Source organism: Sphingomonas psychrotolerans (assembly GCF_002796605.1).
GTDB classification, from domain to species: Bacteria; Pseudomonadota; Alphaproteobacteria; order Sphingomonadales; family Sphingomonadaceae; genus Sphingomonas; species Sphingomonas psychrotolerans.
In genome coordinates, this window is record NZ_CP024923.1 from 3,281,152 (window position 1) to 3,297,319 (window position 16,168).

18 protein-coding genes are annotated in these 16,168 nt (G+C 66.1%); 11 read left to right on the forward strand and 7 right to left on the reverse strand.

Going from position 1 to position 16,168, the window contains the following annotated elements:
• Nucleotides 1-321 (forward strand): antibiotic biosynthesis monooxygenase family protein, encoded by a 321-nt coding sequence (locus tag CVN68_RS14755; protein WP_100282873.1) that lies wholly within the window; start codon nucleotides 1-3, stop codon nucleotides 319-321.
• Nucleotides 318-1,628, forward strand: a complete 1,311-nt coding sequence (locus tag CVN68_RS14760) for an MFS transporter (RefSeq protein ID WP_100282874.1) — start codon at nucleotides 318-320, stop codon at nucleotides 1,626-1,628. Before CVN68_RS14755 ends, CVN68_RS14760 begins: the two co-directional genes overlap by 4 nt.
• On the opposite strand, the gene CVN68_RS14765 is transcribed toward CVN68_RS14760, so the two are convergent.
• Nucleotides 1,579-3,867, reverse strand: coding sequence for a CDC48 family AAA ATPase (locus CVN68_RS14765; RefSeq protein ID WP_100282875.1), 2,289 nt, complete (start codon nucleotides 3,865-3,867; stop codon nucleotides 1,579-1,581). The two genes, CVN68_RS14760 and CVN68_RS14765, sit on opposite strands and share 50 nt — an antisense overlap.
• Before the next feature lie 295 nt (nucleotides 3,868-4,162).
• On the opposite strand from CVN68_RS14765, the gene CVN68_RS14770 reads away from it, so the two are divergent.
• On the forward strand, nucleotides 4,163-5,053 hold the full coding sequence (locus CVN68_RS14770) for a LysR substrate-binding domain-containing protein (RefSeq protein WP_100282876.1): 891 nt from the start codon (nucleotides 4,163-4,165) through the stop codon (nucleotides 5,051-5,053).
• Between the two features lie 87 nt (nucleotides 5,054-5,140).
• Here the strand turns inward: CVN68_RS14770 and CVN68_RS14775 are convergent, their stop codons facing one another.
• On the reverse strand, nucleotides 5,141-5,596 hold the full coding sequence (locus CVN68_RS14775; protein WP_100282877.1) for a peptidylprolyl isomerase: 456 nt from the start codon (nucleotides 5,594-5,596) through the stop codon (nucleotides 5,141-5,143).
• Between the two features lie 113 nt (nucleotides 5,597-5,709).
• On the opposite strand from CVN68_RS14775, the gene mgtE reads away from it, so the two are divergent.
• Together mgtE and CVN68_RS14785 are read left to right on the forward strand one after the other, a co-directional pair.
• Nucleotides 5,710-7,119, forward strand: a complete 1,410-nt coding sequence (gene mgtE / locus CVN68_RS14780; RefSeq protein ID WP_100282878.1) for a magnesium transporter — start codon at nucleotides 5,710-5,712, stop codon at nucleotides 7,117-7,119.
• Nucleotides 7,120-7,162: 43 nt separating this feature from the next.
• Nucleotides 7,163-7,564 carry a DUF1489 family protein gene (locus CVN68_RS14785; protein WP_100282879.1) on the forward strand — a complete coding sequence of 134 codons (402 nt, stop codon included), beginning with the start codon at nucleotides 7,163-7,165 and terminating at the stop codon, nucleotides 7,562-7,564.
• A gap of 89 nt (nucleotides 7,565-7,653) precedes the next feature.
• Here CVN68_RS14785 and msrA read toward each other — a convergent pair whose 3' ends face one another.
• From msrA to pabB, 3 genes are read right to left on the reverse strand one after another with little or no spacing between them, the layout of a single operon-like run.
• The gene (msrA, locus tag CVN68_RS14790; RefSeq protein ID WP_100284430.1) at nucleotides 7,654-8,310 is read right to left on the reverse strand and encodes a peptide-methionine (S)-S-oxide reductase MsrA; all 657 of its coding nucleotides are present in this window, start codon (nucleotides 8,308-8,310) and stop codon (nucleotides 7,654-7,656) included.
• Nucleotides 8,311-8,336: 26 nt separating this feature from the next.
• Nucleotides 8,337-9,536, reverse strand: coding sequence for a pyridoxal phosphate-dependent aminotransferase (locus CVN68_RS14795; protein WP_100282880.1), 1,200 nt, complete (start codon nucleotides 9,534-9,536; stop codon nucleotides 8,337-8,339).
• 36 nt (nucleotides 9,537-9,572) lie between these two features.
• Nucleotides 9,573-11,339 (reverse strand): aminodeoxychorismate synthase component I, encoded by a 1,767-nt coding sequence (gene pabB, locus CVN68_RS14800; RefSeq protein ID WP_100284431.1) that lies wholly within the window; start codon nucleotides 11,337-11,339, stop codon nucleotides 9,573-9,575.
• A gap of 78 nt (nucleotides 11,340-11,417) precedes the next feature.
• On the opposite strand from pabB, the gene CVN68_RS14805 reads away from it, so the two are divergent.
• The gene (locus tag CVN68_RS14805; RefSeq protein WP_100282881.1) at nucleotides 11,418-12,083 is read left to right on the forward strand and encodes an MBL fold metallo-hydrolase; all 666 of its coding nucleotides are present in this window, start codon (nucleotides 11,418-11,420) and stop codon (nucleotides 12,081-12,083) included.
• Here the strand turns inward: CVN68_RS14805 and CVN68_RS14810 are convergent.
• Entirely contained in the window at nucleotides 12,067-12,468 is a 402-nt protein-coding gene (locus CVN68_RS14810) for an MAPEG family protein (RefSeq protein WP_100282882.1), read from the reverse strand. The genes CVN68_RS14805 and CVN68_RS14810 overlap by 17 nt on opposite strands.
• 192 nt (nucleotides 12,469-12,660) lie before the next feature.
• On the opposite strand from CVN68_RS14810, the gene rpmF reads away from it, so the two are divergent.
• The 5 genes from rpmF (at nucleotide 12,661) to CVN68_RS14835 (ending at nucleotide 15,629) form a co-directional block, all read left to right on the forward strand.
• Nucleotides 12,661-12,840 (forward strand): 50S ribosomal protein L32, encoded by a 180-nt coding sequence (gene rpmF, locus CVN68_RS14815; RefSeq protein ID WP_100282883.1) that lies wholly within the window; start codon nucleotides 12,661-12,663, stop codon nucleotides 12,838-12,840.
• A gap of 29 nt (nucleotides 12,841-12,869) precedes the next feature.
• Nucleotides 12,870-13,901 (forward strand): phosphate acyltransferase PlsX, encoded by a 1,032-nt coding sequence (gene plsX, locus CVN68_RS14820; protein ID WP_100282884.1) that lies wholly within the window; start codon nucleotides 12,870-12,872, stop codon nucleotides 13,899-13,901.
• Nucleotides 13,898-14,869 (forward strand): beta-ketoacyl-ACP synthase III, encoded by a 972-nt coding sequence (locus tag CVN68_RS14825; RefSeq protein WP_100282885.1) that lies wholly within the window; start codon nucleotides 13,898-13,900, stop codon nucleotides 14,867-14,869. The genes plsX and CVN68_RS14825 overlap by 4 nt, the downstream gene beginning before the upstream one ends.
• Nucleotides 14,870-14,982: 113 nt before the next feature.
• On the forward strand, nucleotides 14,983-15,282 hold the full coding sequence (locus tag CVN68_RS14830; protein WP_100282886.1) for an integration host factor subunit alpha: 300 nt from the start codon (nucleotides 14,983-14,985) through the stop codon (nucleotides 15,280-15,282).
• A gap of 8 nt (nucleotides 15,283-15,290) precedes the next feature.
• Nucleotides 15,291-15,629: a MerR family transcriptional regulator gene (locus CVN68_RS14835; protein ID WP_100282887.1), complete on the forward strand. Its 339-nt coding sequence runs from the start codon at nucleotides 15,291-15,293 to the stop codon at nucleotides 15,627-15,629.
• Here the strand turns inward: CVN68_RS14835 and CVN68_RS14840 are convergent.
• Nucleotides 15,626-16,165: a SixA phosphatase family protein gene (locus CVN68_RS14840; RefSeq protein WP_100282888.1), complete on the reverse strand. Its 540-nt coding sequence runs from the start codon at nucleotides 16,163-16,165 to the stop codon at nucleotides 15,626-15,628. The genes CVN68_RS14835 and CVN68_RS14840 overlap by 4 nt on opposite strands.
• Nucleotides 16,166-16,168 lie beyond the last annotated feature (3 nt).

The following is a 16,168-nucleotide window of genomic DNA, read 5'->3' on the forward strand; positions in this document are numbered from 1 at the left end:
ATGGCGGAGGATCGCACAGGGCAAGTGGCGGTGATGTTCGTCTCCGAGCGCACCGGCGACGATCCCCACGGCTATTCCGCCGCTGCCGATGCGATGGACGCGCTCGCCGCGCAACAGCCGGGCTATCGCGGGATCGACAGCGTCTCGGCCGGTGGCCTCGGCATCACGCTCAGCTATTGGGCTGACGAGGCGAGTGCCGTCGCGTGGCGCCACCATCCCGAGCATGCCGCGACTCGCGAGGCCGGACGCGGCCGCTGGTACAAATGGTATCGGCTCCACGTCGCCGACATCCGCCGCAGCTATTCGTGGATGCGCGAATGAAGGCCGGCGGATTCGATCGCACCTTCGCGGTGCTGTTCGCGGTGATGCTGGCGATCGCGGCAGGGAATACCGCGCTGCAATCGGTGCTGCCCGCGCTCGGGCGTTCGCTCGGCGCCGCCGACAGCGCCGTCGCGGCGGTGTTCTCGGTCTCGGCGCTGCTGTGGGTGATCGCCGCGCCCTTCTGGGCCAATCGCTCGGACCGGCATGGGCGGCGCGCGATGGTGTTGCTGGGCATCGCGGGGTTCACCGTCTCGCTGCTGCTGTGCGGGATCTTCCTCGCGCTCGGGATCAACGGCGTGCTCGGACCGCTGGCGACCTTCATCGCGTTCATCGCGGCGCGGGTGATCTACGGGGCGTTCGGATCGGCGGCACCGCCGGCGGTGCAGGCAATCGTCGCCGGGCGCACCACGCGCGAGGAGCGCACGAAGGCGCTCACGCTGCTGGCGTCGGCGTTCGGGCTGGGGACGATCCTCGGACCCGCGCTCGCCCCGTATCTCGTGCTCGGCCATCTCTGGCACGGCGGACCCGAGATCGGATTGGCCGGCCCCGCCTTCGTCGCGGCGGCGATCGGCGCGGTGATCTGGATCGCGGTGGTGCGGCTGCTGCCCCATGACGAAGGCGTGTCGCACGGAGCGGCGGCGAGCTATCCGAGCATCGGCGGGCAGGGGACCGGCGCCACCGTCACTGCCGCCACCGGATCATCGAGCGAGAAGATCGGCTATTTCGATCCGCGGGTGCGCGTGTGGATGATCAGCGGGCTGGTCATCGGACATGCCCAGGCGATGACCGGGCAAGCGATCGGCTTTCTGATCATCGACCGGCTGGCGGTCTCGCCGATGGACGCGCTCGAGCCCACCGGACTGGTATTGATGATGGGCGCGGGCTCGGCCTTGCTCGCGCAATGGGGGCTGATCCCGCTGCTCGACCTCAAGCCGCGCGCACTGGTGCTCGCTGGCACCGTGCTCGGGGTGCTCGGCTGCATTGCCACCGGCAGCGCGACATCGCTCTACGGAATCGCACTGGGCTATGCGCTGACTTCGCTCGGTATGGGGCTGGCGCGGCCGGGCTTCACCGCAGGCTCATCGCTCGCGGTCGGCGCCGAGGGACAGGGCTCGGTGGCAGGCAAGGTCACTTCGATCAACGGCGCGGCGTTCGTGCTCGGCCCGTCGATCGGCGTGGGCCTGTACGAGCTGTGGCGGCCGCTGCCCTATCTGGCCGCGGCCGCCGCGCTCGCTTGCCTGCTGGTCTACGCCTGGCTCAGTCTTCGCCCTTCGGACCCCGGCCGCGGAGCATCCCCGGCGCAATGAAGCCGAGCGGCTGGATCGCCGAGGCCTGCTGCTTGAGCCGGCCCGACATCGCTTCGTATTCCTGTTCCATCTCGACCGTCACCGTCGCGCGCGAATCGGCGAGCGCCGCTTCGAAATGCGTCTTCGTCACCTCGCGAGCCTGAAGCGACTCGCGCAGAGCGACGAGACCGGCGCGGCGGACAACGTCCTCGAGATCGGCGCCGGTGTAGCGCGGCGTCTGCTCGGCGATGTCGCCGAGGTCGACGTCGCTCGCGAGCGGCATTTTCTCGGTCTGGATGCGCAGGATACGCTCGCGCCCCGCCTTGTCGGGAACGCCGACATAGATCAGCTCGTCGAAACGCCCCGGGCGGAGCAGCGCCGGGTCGATCAAATTGGGCCGATTGGTCGCGCCGATCACCACCACCGACTGGAGCTCCTCGAGCCCGTCCATCTCCGAGAGGATGGTGTTGACCACGCGTTCGGTCGCCTGCGGCTCGCCGAGGCCGCCACCGCGCGCCGGCACCAGCGAGTCGAGTTCGTCGATGAAGATCACGCAGGGTGCGACCTGGCGCGCGCGGGCGAACAGCCGGGCGATCTGCTGCTCGGATTCGCCATACCATTTGCTGAGCAAGTCGCTCGATTTGGTGGCGATGAAGTTCGCCTCCGCTTCACGCGCGACGGCCTTGGCGAGCAAGGTCTTGCCGGTGCCCGGCGGACCGTAGAGCAGGAAGCCCTTGGCTGGGCGGATGCCGAGCCGGCGGAACGCATCGGGATCCTTGAGCGGCAGCTCGACGCCTTCCTTCAGCCGCATCTGCGCGTCGTCGAGCCCGCCGACATCGTCCCAGCGGACCTGCGGCGCTTGCACCATCACTTCGCGCATCGCCGATGGCTGGACGCGCTTGATCGCCTCGACGAAATCGTCGCGGGTGACCGACAGGGTATCGAGCACTTCGGCCGGGATGCTGCCATCCTCGAGATTGAGCCGCGGCATGATCCGGCGCACCGATTCGATCGCCGCCTCACGCGTGAGCGCGGCGAGATCGGCGCCGACGAAGCCGTAAGTGGTGCGCGCAAGCTCGGCCAGATCGACATCCTCGGCGAGCGGCATGCCGCGGGTGTGGATGCCGAGAACCTCGCGGCGGCCGCGCTCGTCGGGCACGCCGACGACGATCTCGCGATCGAACCGGCCGGGACGCCGCAGCGCCTCGTCGATCGCCTCGGGGCGGTTGGTCGCCGCGATCACCACGATGTTGGCGCGCGCCTCGAGTCCGTCCATCAGCGTCAGCAGCTGCGCGACGAGGCGCTTTTCGGCCTCGCCCGACACCTGCCCCCGCTTGGGCGCTATCGAATCGATCTCGTCGATGAACACGATCGATGGCGCCGATTTGGCGGCTTCCTCGAACACCTGGCGCAGCCGGCTTTCCGATTCGCCATAAGCCGAGCCCATGATCTCGGGGCCGTTGATCAGATGGAAATTGGCGTCGCTCTCATTGGCCACCGCACGTGCGAGCCGGGTCTTGCCGGTGCCGGGCGGCCCATGGAGCAGCACTCCCTTGGGCGGATCGACGCCGAGGCGCTGGAACAATTCGGGATAGCGCAGCGGCAATTCGACCATCTCGCGCAGCTGATCGATCGTCCCGGCCATGCCGCCGATATCGTCATAAGTGACGTCGGCGCGCCGGCTCTCCGAAGCTTCCTCATATTCGGGGCGCAATTCGACTTCGGTATTCTCGTCGATATGGACGATGCCCTTGGGCGCCGCCGAGACCACGGCGAGACGGATCTCCTGCAGCGCATAAGCCGGGGCATTGACCCAGCGCTGGACGTTGGGATCGACCACGCGGTGATGCCCGGCGGTGGCGACGATGTCGCCTTGGGCGAGCGGGCGGCCATAAAAAGTGCGCTGGAGCGCCTGAGCCGAACCCTGGAGTCGTAGATTGGCTTGTGCAGGTGCGAACACCACCCGCGTTGCAGGTTTGGACGCCGCCTTGCGCACTTCGACGAAATCACCCGAGCCGACGCCGGCATTGGCGCGCTGGAGGCCGTCGATGCGGAGCAGTTCGAGACCCTCGTCCTCAGTATAAGGCAGCACCGCGCGGGCCGGCGTGGCACGCTTGCCCACGATCTCGATCACTTCGCCTTCGGTGATGCCCAAAGCCGCCATCAGCGTGCGCGGGATATGCGCGAGGCCGCGGCCGCTGTCTTCGGGCCGGCTATTGGCAACCTGGAGCTTGCGCCCTCTGCTTTCGTCGTCCGCCACTATGCTTTCCTTCAGGAGTGAAGGCGGAACATAGGAAGCCGGATTGCGTGCCGCGAGGGGGCAAAAAAATGGCGGGCCGAAGCCCGCCTTGGAAAGTTTTAGGAGAGGATGCCTGAAAGGCCTGCTCTATGTGCGACGCGGCATATTTTTGTGCAAGTGCGAAATGTTCCTTAGGTGGTTGCACGGATTGCAATCGTATACCGTCCGGGTAATACGTTCCATGCTCGTGCTGTGAGGGCTTGCATGCGTTCGAACGCTTGGCGTAGCTTGTATTGCAGTGCACAAAAGAAAGACCATGCGCAGGCTACCGCCCCTCACCGCCATCGAAGCTTTTGTCCAGGTCGCGCGGCTCGGTTCGATCAAGGCCGCGGCGGAAGAGCTGGCATTGTCCTCGCCTGCGCTGAGCCGCCGGGTCCAGGCGCTCGAACGCTTCATCGGCAAGCCGCTGTTCGAGCGGCGCCATCAGGCGCTCAGACTCAACGACGACGGCGATCGCCTGCTTGGCATGATCGCGCCGGCGCTCGACGCGATGACCGACGCGGTCGAGGCGATGACCAGCGGCGGCGAATTGCTCAGGCTACGCCTCGGCGTACTGCCGCTCTATGCGACCCAGCAGCTGCTTCCACGCCTGCCCGAGCTCAAGCGGCGCCATCCCGAACTGCACCTCGACGTCGACACCGCCGGCTATGGCGTGGCGCGGCTGGGCGATGGGCTCGACGCGGCGATCGTGATCGCGCGCGACATCGATCCTGGCTTCTATTCGAAGCGGCTCGATCGCAATCGCGTTCATGTGATCGGATCGCGCGCTCTGATCGAAGGCCCCGATCCGGTCACTCGCCCCGAGCAGCTTTCGAAGCTCACCGCTCTGGTGCATCGCGACATGCCCGAGACCTTCACTGCGTGGCGCGCGGCGGCGGGCTTCCCCGATCTCGAGCCGCTGGCGATCGATCATTTCGATTCGGGCAATCTGATGCTCGAGGCGGCGGCGCAGGGTCTCGGCGTCGCCTTCATGCTCGAATCGCATTTCGAGGCGGCGCGCGACGAGCGGCTCGTCCAGCTCTTCGACCTGACGGTGGAGAGCCATTACAGCTATTGGTTCGTCTGTCGCCCCCGGGCGCTCGGCCAGCGCCCGGTGAAGATCTTCCACGACTGGCTGATCGAGGCATTGCGGGCGGAGAGCGCCTGAATTCCCGTCATCCCGGCGAACGCCGGGATCTCAGGCAGCAGGGACGCCGGTACGGCACGAGACCCCGGCTTTCGCCGGGGTGACGAATCAGGCCTCCGTCCGTGCCTTGACGATCTTGCCGGGAGCGCGCGGCGGCTCGCCCTTGGGGAGCGCGTCGACATGCTCCATGCCTTCGGTGACTTCGCCCCACACCGTATACTGACGGTCGAGGAAGGTCGCATCGTCGAGGCAGATGAAGAATTGCGAATTGGCGGTATTCGGATCGTTGGTCCGCGCCATCGAGCAGACGCCGCGGACGTGCGGCTCGGCGCTGAATTCCTGATTGAGGTTGGGCTCCTTCGAGCCACCCATGCCGGTGCCCGAGGGATCGCCGCCTTGTGCCATGAAGCCGTCGATGACGCGGTGGAAGATCACCCCGTCATAGAAGCCGTCATCGGCGAGCTTGACGATCCGCTCGACATGCTTCGGCGCGAGATCGGGGCGCAGCTTGATGCGGACATCACCGCTGTCGAGAGTCAGGACGAGCGTGCTGGGTTCGGACATGGGCTACTCCCTAAATTATCGCCGCGGCTCTGGCAGGGTCGCGAGTGACTTGCAACACGCTCGCTGCATTGGCACTAGCGGCGCGAACCGGGGCGCAACAGGGAGGTCGGACGATGAGCGAGACCGAACTTCATCCCGAGCAGCAGCCGCCTGAAAGCGAGCTCGACGAGGACGACCGGCTCAAGCCCGAGTTCGTCAGCGCGGTGCTCGAGGCCGTTGCGGCAGGCGATGCCGAGACTGCCCGGATGCGGGTCGCCCCGCTCCATCCCGCCGACATCGCCGATCTGGTCGAACTGACCCCGGCCGAATTGCGCCCGGCATTGGCTGCGGCAATCAGCGACCTGATCGACGGCGACGTGCTCGCCGAGATGAACGACTGGGTGCGCGAGGCACTGGTCGACGCGCTCGAACCGCACCAGGTCGCGGACATCGCCGCCGAGCTCGATACCGACGACGCCGTCGCGATCATCGAGGACATGGATTTCGAGGACCAGCGCGAAGTGCTGCGCGCGCTCGACCCCGACGACCGCGCCGCGATCGAGGAAGCACTCTCTTATCCCGAAGAGACCGCCGGCCGCCTGATGCAGCGCGAGCTGATCGCCGTGCCCGAGCATTGGACCGTCGGCGATGTGCTCGATTATCTGCGCGGCCACGAAGAGCTGGCCACCGACTTCTGGGAAATCTTCGTCGTCGATCCGGCGCATCACCCGGTCGGCACCTGCGCGCTTTCGTGGATCCTGCGCACGCCGCGCGGAGTCTCGATCTCCGACGTGATGAAGCGCGAGCAGACGCTGATTCCGGGCGATATGGACCAGGAAGAAGTTGCGCTCCGCTTCCAGAAATACGCGCTCATTTCGGCTGCGGTGGTCGACAGCAGCGGTCGGCTGGTGGGCATGATCACCGTCGACGACGTGGTCCACATCATCTCCGAAGAAGCCGGCGAGGACATCCTGCGCCTCTCCGGCGCAGGCGATGGCGACATCAACGAGCCGGTACTGACCACGGTGCGCACCCGCCTGGTGTGGCTGGTGGTCAATCTGGGCACGGCGATGATTGCCGCGTCGGTGGTCAATCTGTTCGACCGCGTGATCGCCGGCTATGCGCTGCTCGCAGCACTGATGGGCATCGTATCGGGGATGGGCGGCAACGCCGGCACCCAGACGCTGGCAGTGGTGGTGCGTGCGCTCGCGACCAACCAGCTGACCGAATCGAACATGACGCGCACCGTATTGCGCGAGTTGCGGATCGCCGCAGTCAACGGGCTTTCGCTCGGCGTGCTGATCGGGCTGGGCACGCTGGTGATCTTCCATAACCCGACCTTGTCGTTCGTGTTCGGGTTGGCGATCCTCATCAACAATTTGATCGCGGGGCTGGCCGGTGTGCTGATCCCGCTGACGATGGACCGGCTGCGGATCGATCCCGCTGTCTCCTCCGCCGTGTTCGTGACATTGATGACCGACTCGCTGGGCTTCTTCGCGTTTCTCGGGCTCGCCACCTTGTTCCGCGTGCATGGCGGCGCTTGACGGCGACCTTGAACGGTCAGGCACACGCGCCACATCGAGTGTCATGCCGCTACATCTGACCAAAGTCGCCTATGGCTGCGACAGCATCGAATATCTGCAGGAACGCCTCGCACTCAAGGCCGCGCATCAGCCGGCGTTTCTCACCACACGGTATCTGCCCAAAAGGCACGAAGAGATTGTCGGCGGCTCGCTGTTCTGGATCATCAAGCACCAGCTGATCGGCCGTTCCCCGATCAGCGGCTTCGGTGAGGCTGAGGGCGGACGCGTGGCGATCTATCTCGAGCCGAAGCTGGTGCTCGTCCAGGCGCGACCGAAACGCGCGCACCAGGGCTGGCGCTATCTGGAGGGCGCGGACGCGCCGACCGACCTGGGCGAAGCGGGCGCGGGGATTTCCGAACTGCCGCCGGGGTTGGTCGGCGAACTCGCTGCGATGGGACTGATTTGACCTAAATCGTCATCCCGGGAAGGCCGGGATCACATGCCGGCATAGGTTGCGCTTGCCGCCTGAGGCCCCGGCTTTCGCCGGGGTGGCGATCAATTCGCCAGTTGCGGGAAGGCGTTGCGGAAGGCGGCGACCTTGGGTTTGTCCCAGCGCACGATGTAGGGGTGGGTCGGGTTTCGCCAGAAGAAGTCCTGATGCGAGGATTCGGCCGGATAGAAGGTCCCGCTCTCGATCCGGGTCACGATCGGCTTCGCCCACGCTTTGGTGCGGCCGAGCTGCGCGATATAGGCGGTCGCGACGCGGCGCTGGGCATCGTCCTGCGGGAAGATCGCCGAGCGATAGCTGGGACCGGTATCGGGGCCCTGCCGGTTGAGCTGGGTCGGATCGTGCGCGATCGAGAAATAGACGCGCAGCAAGGTGCCGTAGCTCACCTTCCGCGGATCATAGACGATGCGCACCACCTCGGCATGGCCAGTGCGTTCGGTCGAGACCTTGCTGTAATTCGCGGTGCTGCGCGTGCCACCGGCGTAGCCGCTGGTCACCGAATGCACGCCCTTCACCGACTGGAAAACCGCTTCCATTCCCCAGAAGCAGCCACCGGCGAGCACCGCGACTTGCTGGTTTTTGCCGCCCGTCACATCCTGCGCGGGCGGCGGGATCGGCACCGCGCGCTCGGCGGCGGGGGCAGCGATCGCCGGCAGCAGCGCAGCAGCGCCGGCGAGACCAAGGGGAAGGGCCCATTTCAGCATGGGCGCAAGATCGTCGTTCGCGCGCCTCAGCGCAAGGCCGCGCACGCAGTCTGGATGCGCGTGCACGCCTCGGTCAGCAAAGCCTCCGAAGTGGCATAGCTGATCCGCATCGCCGGCGAGAGACCGAAGGCGGCGCCATGGACTGCGGCGACCTTGGCCTCGTCGAGCAGATAGGAGATCATCTCCTCGTCGGTAGTGATCACCTGCCCCTTGGGCGTGGCTTTGCCGATCAGCCCGGCGAACTCGGGATAGACGTAGAAGGCGCCTTCGGGGCGCGGGCAGGTCATGCCATTGACCTGGTTGAGCATCGACACGACCAGATCGCGCCGGCCCTGGAACGCCGCGACGCGCGCCTTGAGGAAGCTCTGATCACCGTTGAGCGCGGCGACCGAGGCGGCCTGCGAGATGCTGCACGGGTTCGAGGTCGATTGCGACTGGAGCTTGCCGATCGCCTTGATCAGCCAGGCTGGGCCGCCTGCATAGCCGATCCGCCAGCCGGTCATCGCATAGGCCTTGGACACGCCGTTGGCAGTCAGCGTGCGATCGTAGAGCGACGGGCAGACCTGCGCGATCGTCGCGAATTCGAAGTCGTCATAGAGGATATGCTCGTACATATCGTCGGCATAGATCAGCACGTGCGGGTGCCGTTCGAGCACTTGCCCCAGCGCCTTGAGCTCCGCCGCGCTATACGCTGCACCTGTCGGGTTGGACGGCGAGTTGAGCACCACCCATTTGGTCTTCGCAGTGATTGCGGCATCGAGTTGTTCGGGGGTGATCTTGTAGTTCTGATCCGCACCCGCGGCGATGAACACCGGCTTGCCTCCGGCGAACTCGACCACATCGGGATAGCTCACCCAATATGGCGCGGGGACGATCACTTCGTCGCCCGCGTCGATCGTCGCGCAAAAGGCATTGAACAAGGTGTGCTTGCCGCCCGAGTTCACGCTGATCTGATTCTCGGCATAGGTCAGGCCGTTGTCACGCGCGAACTTGGCCAGCACCGCCTGCTTCAATTCGGGGGTGCCGTCGACATTGGTGTACTTCGTCTTGCCCGCACGGATCGCCTCGATCGCCGCTTCCTTGACGAAATCGGGGGTGTCGAAATCGGGCTCGCCGGCGCCGAGGCCGATCACATCGATCCCCTGCCGCTTCAGCTCGAACACGCGGCTCGTCATCGCGAGCGTGGCGGAGGGCTGGATGCGCTGGAGCGCGGCGGACGTCTGCATGGGATAAGGCGCCTTTCCGGGAGGGAATGCGCGCGCCTATACGTCCGCGTTCGCGGCTTCCGCAACTGTAACGGCTGAAACCAGTCCGCGCAGCGCGTTGCCGAGCTGGAAACCAGCGGCGAGATCCGCGGGGCGCAGATCGCGTTCGATCGCCTGGCCGCTCGCGATCAGCTCTGCGCGGAGCACCCCCGGCAGCAGCCCGCGCGCGAGCGGCGGGGTGAGTAAAATGCCGTCCCGTTCGACGAAGACATTGGTGAAGCTGCCTTCGGTGAGGAAGCCCTCGGGATCGGTGAACAGAACTTCCCACGTGCCCGCCGCGGACCGCGCGCGATCGTAAAAGCCCCGGCGACTGGTCTTGTGGCGCAGGCGAAAGTCGTCCGGCGCGACTTCGTGGCGACGCAACGCGACACGCACGGGCTGGTCGGGCGCTTCGGGGAGCGGGCTTATGCCGATCGAAATCGCTCCCGACGGCGCGAGCAGCAGCCGCACCTTCGAGGCGGTCCGCAGCCGGAATGTGGCGGCCTGGAGCTCGTTGCGTACCGTATGCCGGTCGAACGCGAAGCCAAACACGGCGGCGCTTTCCTTCATCCGGGTAAGGTGGCGCTCGAGCAAAGGCATGCCGTCGAGCGGATCGAAGCGCATCGTCTCGATCAGGTCGAAGGCGCGCTCACCCGCAGTCACGAACGCCCCCTTGGCGAGGCATTCCTGCCATTCCTGATCGGGGTCCGAATCGGCAACCACGCCCGACCCTAAACCCAAAATCGCGGTCGAGTCGCCCCCGACAAGCGTCAGCGTGCGGATCGCAACATTGAACATCGCATCACCGCTGGCATCGAGCCGGCCGATCGCGCCGGTATAGACGCCGCGCGGGGCATCCTCGGTCTCGGCGATGATCTGCATCGCGCGCAGCTTGGGCGCGCCGGTGATCGAGCCGCAGGGGAAGAGCGCGGCGAGCGCATCGATCGCGTCGCGCTCCGGATCGATGGTCGCGGTGATCTCCGACACCATCTGATGGACGGTCGGGTAATGCTCGACGTGGAAGAGTCGCGGCACCGCGACGCTGCCTGGGCGTGCGACGCGGCTGAGATCGTTGCGCATCAGATCGACGATCATCAGATTCTCGGCGCGTTGCTTGGGGTCGGCGCGCAATGCCCCGGCATTGGCCATGTCCTGGGCAGAATCCGTGTCGCGCAGCGCAGTCCCCTTCATCGGCCGGGCGGACAGGGTTCCCGCATCGAGGGCGAAGAACAGCTCGGGCGAGAAGGAGAGCAGCCACTCGTCGCCGGTGGCGATCAGCGCGCCATAGCCCGCCGCCGCACGGTTCCGCAGCAGCGCATAGACGGCGGCGGGCGCGCCCATGGTGGCCACTTCGGCGCGGAAGGTGAGGTTGGCCTGATAGATGTCCCCCGCGGTGATGCGTCCGGCGACATGCGCGAAGCTTTCCGCATAAGCGTGGCGCTCGATCATCGGCCGGGGGGCGCCGGCCCATGCCCCGGCGGGGTCGGGCAGAACGGCCTGAGAATCGACCTCGCGATACCCGCGGAACAGCCCGAACCAGAGCAGCGGTCCGGGGGCACCAAGATCCGCAAGCTTCGGCTCGATCCCCGCCGCCGCCTCGTAGCGCAGATAGCCCGCCGCATCGAGGCCGCGCGCACGCGCTGCGCGAAGGATCTCGAGCGCCGGCTGCACCGCGTCGGGCGAGTCGGCACGGACGATCTCGACCGGATCGGCATAAAGCCGCGCCGCCGCGCCGCCTGGACGGGCATCGTCGAGCAGCACGAAAGGAGGAGGGGGCAACGCCATCGCGATGCGCATGCCGCCGCCGATGCGCCGCGGCAAGCCCGTGTTGCCGCGACAGGCACCGCCTCCTATCTGCCAGGCATGTCCAATCCCCCGATGCGCGTGGCGATCGTCCCCGTCACGCCGCTCCAGCAGAATTGCAGCCTGCTCTGGTGCACCCGCACCATGCGCGGCGCCTTTGTCGACCCCGGCGGCGATCTCCACCGGCTGCGCGCGGCGGCCGGGCAGCACGGAGTCACGATCGAGAAGATCCTGATCACCCATGGCCATATCGATCATTGCGGCGCCGCCGGCGAGTTCGCGGCGGAACTCGGCGTGCCGATCGAAGGCCCGCACGAGGCGGACCGCTTCTGGATCGACCGCCTCGCCGAGGACGGGCGCAAATATGGCGTGGTCGGAGCGCCGTTCGAGCCCGACCGCTGGCTGATCAATGGCAACCAGGTGACCGTCGGCGAACTGGTGCTCGACGTCTATCATTGCCCCGGCCACACGCCGGGGCATGTCGTCTTTCACCATGCCCCGTCGAAGCTGGCGATCGTCGGCGACGTGCTGTTCCAGGGATCGATCGGCCGCACCGACTTTCCGAGGGGCAACCATCAGGACCTGATCGACGCGATCACCGGCAGGCTATGGCCGTTGGGAGACGATACGGTGTTCGTCCCCGGCCACGGCCAGCCGAGCAATTTCGCGCATGAGCGGCGGACGAATCCTTTCGTCGGCGATGCCGCGCTCAGCGCAAAGGGTTGAGCCCGGTATAGCCGAGAAAGACCGCATAAGCGGCGAGGCCGAGCATCACCAGCATCGTGGCGGCAATGCCGATCATCCGCCCCAACCTCCACCCGTCCATCCCGAACGCGTGCAGCACGCGGCCGATAATGAAGACGAAAGCGACGCCCCACAGCCAAGTCTGGGTGCCGCGCGCCAGCTCGATCAGCGAGATCAGGATCAGCACGATCGGCGCATATTCGGCGAAGTTGAGCTGCGCGCGCATCCGCGCCACCAGCCGCAGATTGCCGCCGTCGCCGACCAGGATTTTCTCGGAGATGCGCAGCCGGCTGACGCGCAACCCCAGCCAGAAGTTGAGGAGCGCGGAAGCGCCGGCAGTGACGAGCGCGACGGGCAAGAAAAACATGGATGACCCCCTAATGGAACCGCCGACACGTGCCACGCCCTTGCAAGTCGGGCAAGAATCGGTATACGCGCGGCCTCGCTTCGTGACCTGCCCTGTTGGTCCGGCGGGCGGCCGGCTCCAACCGTCGCTTGCCCGGACACCGACGTGGGCGTATCGCGACCTGATTCACGTGTTTCTTCGTAAAGGTGCCTGATGGCCGTTCCCAAGAGAAAGACCTCGCCGTCACGGCGTGGCATGCGCCGGTCGCACGATTCGCTCACCGTCGCAGCGTTCCAGGAATGCTCGAACTGCGGCGAATTGAAGCGTCCGCACAATCTGTGCGCGGCGTGCGGCCATTATAATGGCCGCGAGATCGTCTCCGCCGAGGGCTGAGCCACGCACGCCACCGAAAACCTGCCGGCATGACCACTTCCATGCGAATCGCCGTCGACGCCATGGGCGGTGACGAGGGGATCGCGGTCATGCTTGCCGGGGTGGCGCGTGCGCGCCGTCGCTTCGAGGGGATGGAATTCATCCTCGTCGGCGACGAGGCGCAGATCCGCGAGGGTCTGAACAGTCATCCCAATCTCACTGCCGCGTCGGAGATCGTCCACGCGGCGGGCGTCGTCACGTCCCACGAAAAGCCGAGCGCCGCGATCCGCCGCGCCAAGACCACGTCGATGGGAATCGCCATCGACATGGTGAAGAAGGGCCGCGCCGGCGCCGCGGTCTCCTCAGGCAATACCGGTGCGTTGATGGCGATGGCCAAGCTGTCGCTGCGTACCATGCCCGGCATCGATCGCCCCGCGCTCGCCGCCTTGATGCCGACTCTGGGCGAGAATGATACGGTCATGCTCGATCTCGGCGCCAACACCGAAGTCGATGCGCAAAATCTCATCCAGTTCGCGGTGATGGGCGCCGCTTATGCGCGAATCGCGCTCGACCTCGAAAATCCCCGAGTCGCGCTGCTCAATATCGGCACCGAGGAGATGAAGGGGACCGACAAGATCCGCGACGCGGCCGCCGAATTGCGCGCCGCGACGCATCTTCGACTCGACTTCAAGGGGTTCATCGAAGGCAATAAGCTGTCGCGCGGCGAAGTCGACGTGATCGTCTGCGACGGCTTTTCGGGCAATATCGCATTGAAGACGATCGAAGGCACCGCACGCTTCGTGGCGGATTTGCTCAAGCGCGCTTTCTCCAGTTCGACTCGCTCGAAGATCGGCTTTCTGATCTCGCGGCCGGCGACAGAATTGCTGCGCACCCATCTCGATCCCAACAATCACAATGGCGCTATCTTCCTCGGGCTCAACGGCATCGTCGTTAAGAGCCATGGCAGCGCGAACGAAGTGGGCGTAGATACCGCCATCGGCTTCGCAGCGAAAATGCTGCGCGACGACCTCAATCGGCGAATCGCCGAGGATCTCGGGAATTTCGAGGCAAAGGCTGCGTGACACTCCGTTCGGTGATTATCGGTACCGGCTCGTTCCTGCCGAAGAGACGTGTTTCCAATGCGGAACTGGCGGAGCGTGTCGACACCACCGACGAATGGATCGTCGAGCGCACCGGAATCCGGTTCCGCCACATCGCCGGCGATGACGAGACGACGAGCACGCTGGCGACCGCCGCGGCGCGCTCCGCGATCGAATCGGCGGGGATCGAAGCGACCAGCATCGACTTGATCGTGCTCGCCACCGCCACCCCGGATCAGACCTTCCCGGCCAGCGCGACTCGCGTCCAGACCGCACTCGGCATCAACGATTGCGTCGCGTTCGACGTCGCCGCGGTGTGCTCGGGCTTCCTCTATGCGGTGCAGGTCGCCGATTCGATGATCCGCGCGGGCGCCCACAAGCGCGCATTGGTGATCGGCGCCGAGACCTTCAGCCGCATCCTCGACTGGGAAGACCGCGCGACCTGCGTGTTGTTCGGCGACGGTGCCGGTGCGATCGTCCTCGAGGGGCAGGAAAGCGCGGAGCAGGGCGGCCGCGGCATCCTTGCGACGCGACTGCACGCCGACGGCCGCTATAACGACTTGCTCTACGTCGATGGCGGCCCTTCCAGCACAGGTACCGTCGGCAAGCTTCGGATGAAGGGTCGCGAAGTGTTCCGCCACGCCGTGGTCAATCTGGCGGCAGTGATGTCGGAATCGCTCGCAGCCGCAGGCCTGTCGTCGGACGAGGTGGACTGGGTGGTCCCGCATCAGGCCAATGCCCGCATCCTCGACGCCACCGCCCGCAAATTGGGCCTCGCGCCCGGGAAGGTGGTGGTGACGGTCGACCAGCACGCCAACACCTCCGCCGCCTCGGTACCGCTTGCGCTCGACACTGCGGTCCGCGACGGCCGAATCAAGCAAGGCGATCTCATCGTCCTCGAAGCGATGGGCGGCGGATTTACATGGGGTGCAGCGGTCGTACGTTTCTGATATGTGTCAGATTGAGTATCGACTCGTTTCCGTAACGGAATGTTGTGTTTGCGACGTGAAGACAATCTGATACCATCAAATCTGAACATGGATTAATTGGGGGACTTGCCGACATGCCGGTTGCGGGCACGCTGACCAGGGCAGATTTGGCCGAATCGCTACATCGCGAAGTCGGTCTGTCGCGCGCCGATGCTGCCCGCCTCGTCGAGCAGATCCTGACGCATATGTGCGAGGCCCTTTCGAAGGGTGAGAACGTCAAGATCTCGGGCTTCGGCAGCTTCATCCTGCGCGACAAGGGCGAACGCGTCGGCCGCAATCCCAAGACCGGAGTCGAAGTGCCGATCGCACCCCGCCGGGTGCTCACCTTCAGAGCCAGCCAGATGATGCGCGACCGCATCGTGGCAGGCAGCTGAGAGACGGGATGCCGACCGCGGAGAAGGCGCCCGGCGCCCTCCGCACCATAGGCGAACTTGCGCAGGAAATCGGCCGTCCCCAGCATATATTGCGATATTGGGAGACGCGGTTCCCGCAATTGCGGCCGCTGACCCGCGCCGGCAACCGCCGCTATTACCGCCCCGACGACGTCGCACTGGTGCGCCGCATCCATCACCTGCTCACCGACGAAGGCTATACGATCCGCGGCGTGCAGAAGCTGCTGGCCGAGGAGAAAGCAAGCAAGTCTGCTCCCAGGAGCAGCGCCGAGGCGTTTCGTGCCGTCCGCAACGCGCTGGTCAAGGCACTCGAGGAAGACGGCGGCTAGGGCGTATCGGGACCGAGGCCGGGATCGAGATCGCGTGGACGCACGAAGCGGGTGAGCATTGCGGCCCCCGCCCGGACATCGTCCCAATGATCCGCCGCGAAGGTCATCTCGGCGAGCGTCGCGGTGGGGAACTTCACTTCCACTTCGTCGCGCAAGGCACCGCCATCGTCGGGCACCAGCAGCAACACCAGTTCCTCGAGCCCCGGATTGTGTCCGGCGAGCAACACGTGCCCGGCGCCGGCGGGCAGAGCATGCACCACGTCGAGAAGCGTCGCGGCCGAGGCGAGATAGATCCGCTGATCCCAGGCGGGGGCGAGATCGCTGCCATAACCGTGGCTCACCTGATCGAGCGTCTCGACCACGCGCACCGCCGGCGAGGCGACGACATGATCGAAGGCGAGCCCCAGCGACTTCATATGGCGCCCGACCATCGCCGCGGCGCGCTGGCCCTTGGGATTGAGCGGCCGATCGAAATCGCGCGCGACGGGATCGTCCCAGCCCGATTTGGCGTGGCGCAGCAGCGTGAGCGTCTTCATGCG

Coding starts and splice junctions, on each gene's coding strand:
- plsX (WP_100282884.1), top strand. CDS start 12,870: ATGACCACTTCCATGCGAATCGCCGTCGACGCCATGGGCGGTGACGAG.
- CVN68_RS14805 (WP_100282881.1), top strand. CDS start 11,418: ATGTCCAATCCCCCGATGCGCGTGGCGATCGTCCCCGTCACGCCGCTC.
- mgtE (WP_100282878.1), top strand. CDS start 5,710: ATGAGCGAGACCGAACTTCATCCCGAGCAGCAGCCGCCTGAAAGCGAG.
- CVN68_RS14810 (WP_100282882.1), bottom strand. CDS start 12,468: ATGTTTTTCTTGCCCGTCGCGCTCGTCACTGCCGGCGCTTCCGCGCTC.
- CVN68_RS14760 (WP_100282874.1), top strand. CDS start 318: ATGAAGGCCGGCGGATTCGATCGCACCTTCGCGGTGCTGTTCGCGGTG.
- CVN68_RS14770 (WP_100282876.1), top strand. CDS start 4,163: ATGCGCAGGCTACCGCCCCTCACCGCCATCGAAGCTTTTGTCCAGGTC.
- msrA (WP_100284430.1), bottom strand. CDS start 8,310: ATGCTGAAATGGGCCCTTCCCCTTGGTCTCGCCGGCGCTGCTGCGCTG.
- CVN68_RS14795 (WP_100282880.1), bottom strand. CDS start 9,536: ATGCAGACGTCCGCCGCGCTCCAGCGCATCCAGCCCTCCGCCACGCTC.
- CVN68_RS14755 (WP_100282873.1), top strand. CDS start 1: ATGGCGGAGGATCGCACAGGGCAAGTGGCGGTGATGTTCGTCTCCGAG.
- CVN68_RS14785 (WP_100282879.1), top strand. CDS start 7,163: ATGCCGCTACATCTGACCAAAGTCGCCTATGGCTGCGACAGCATCGAA.
- CVN68_RS14835 (WP_100282887.1), top strand. CDS start 15,291: ATGCCGACCGCGGAGAAGGCGCCCGGCGCCCTCCGCACCATAGGCGAA.
- CVN68_RS14775 (WP_100282877.1), bottom strand. CDS start 5,596: ATGTCCGAACCCAGCACGCTCGTCCTGACTCTCGACAGCGGTGATGTC.
- rpmF (WP_100282883.1), top strand. CDS start 12,661: ATGGCCGTTCCCAAGAGAAAGACCTCGCCGTCACGGCGTGGCATGCGC.
- CVN68_RS14840 (WP_100282888.1), bottom strand. CDS start 16,165: ATGAAGACGCTCACGCTGCTGCGCCACGCCAAATCGGGCTGGGACGAT.
- pabB (WP_100284431.1), bottom strand. CDS start 11,339: ATGGCGTTGCCCCCTCCTCCTTTCGTGCTGCTCGACGATGCCCGTCCA.
- CVN68_RS14830 (WP_100282886.1), top strand. CDS start 14,983: ATGCCGGTTGCGGGCACGCTGACCAGGGCAGATTTGGCCGAATCGCTA.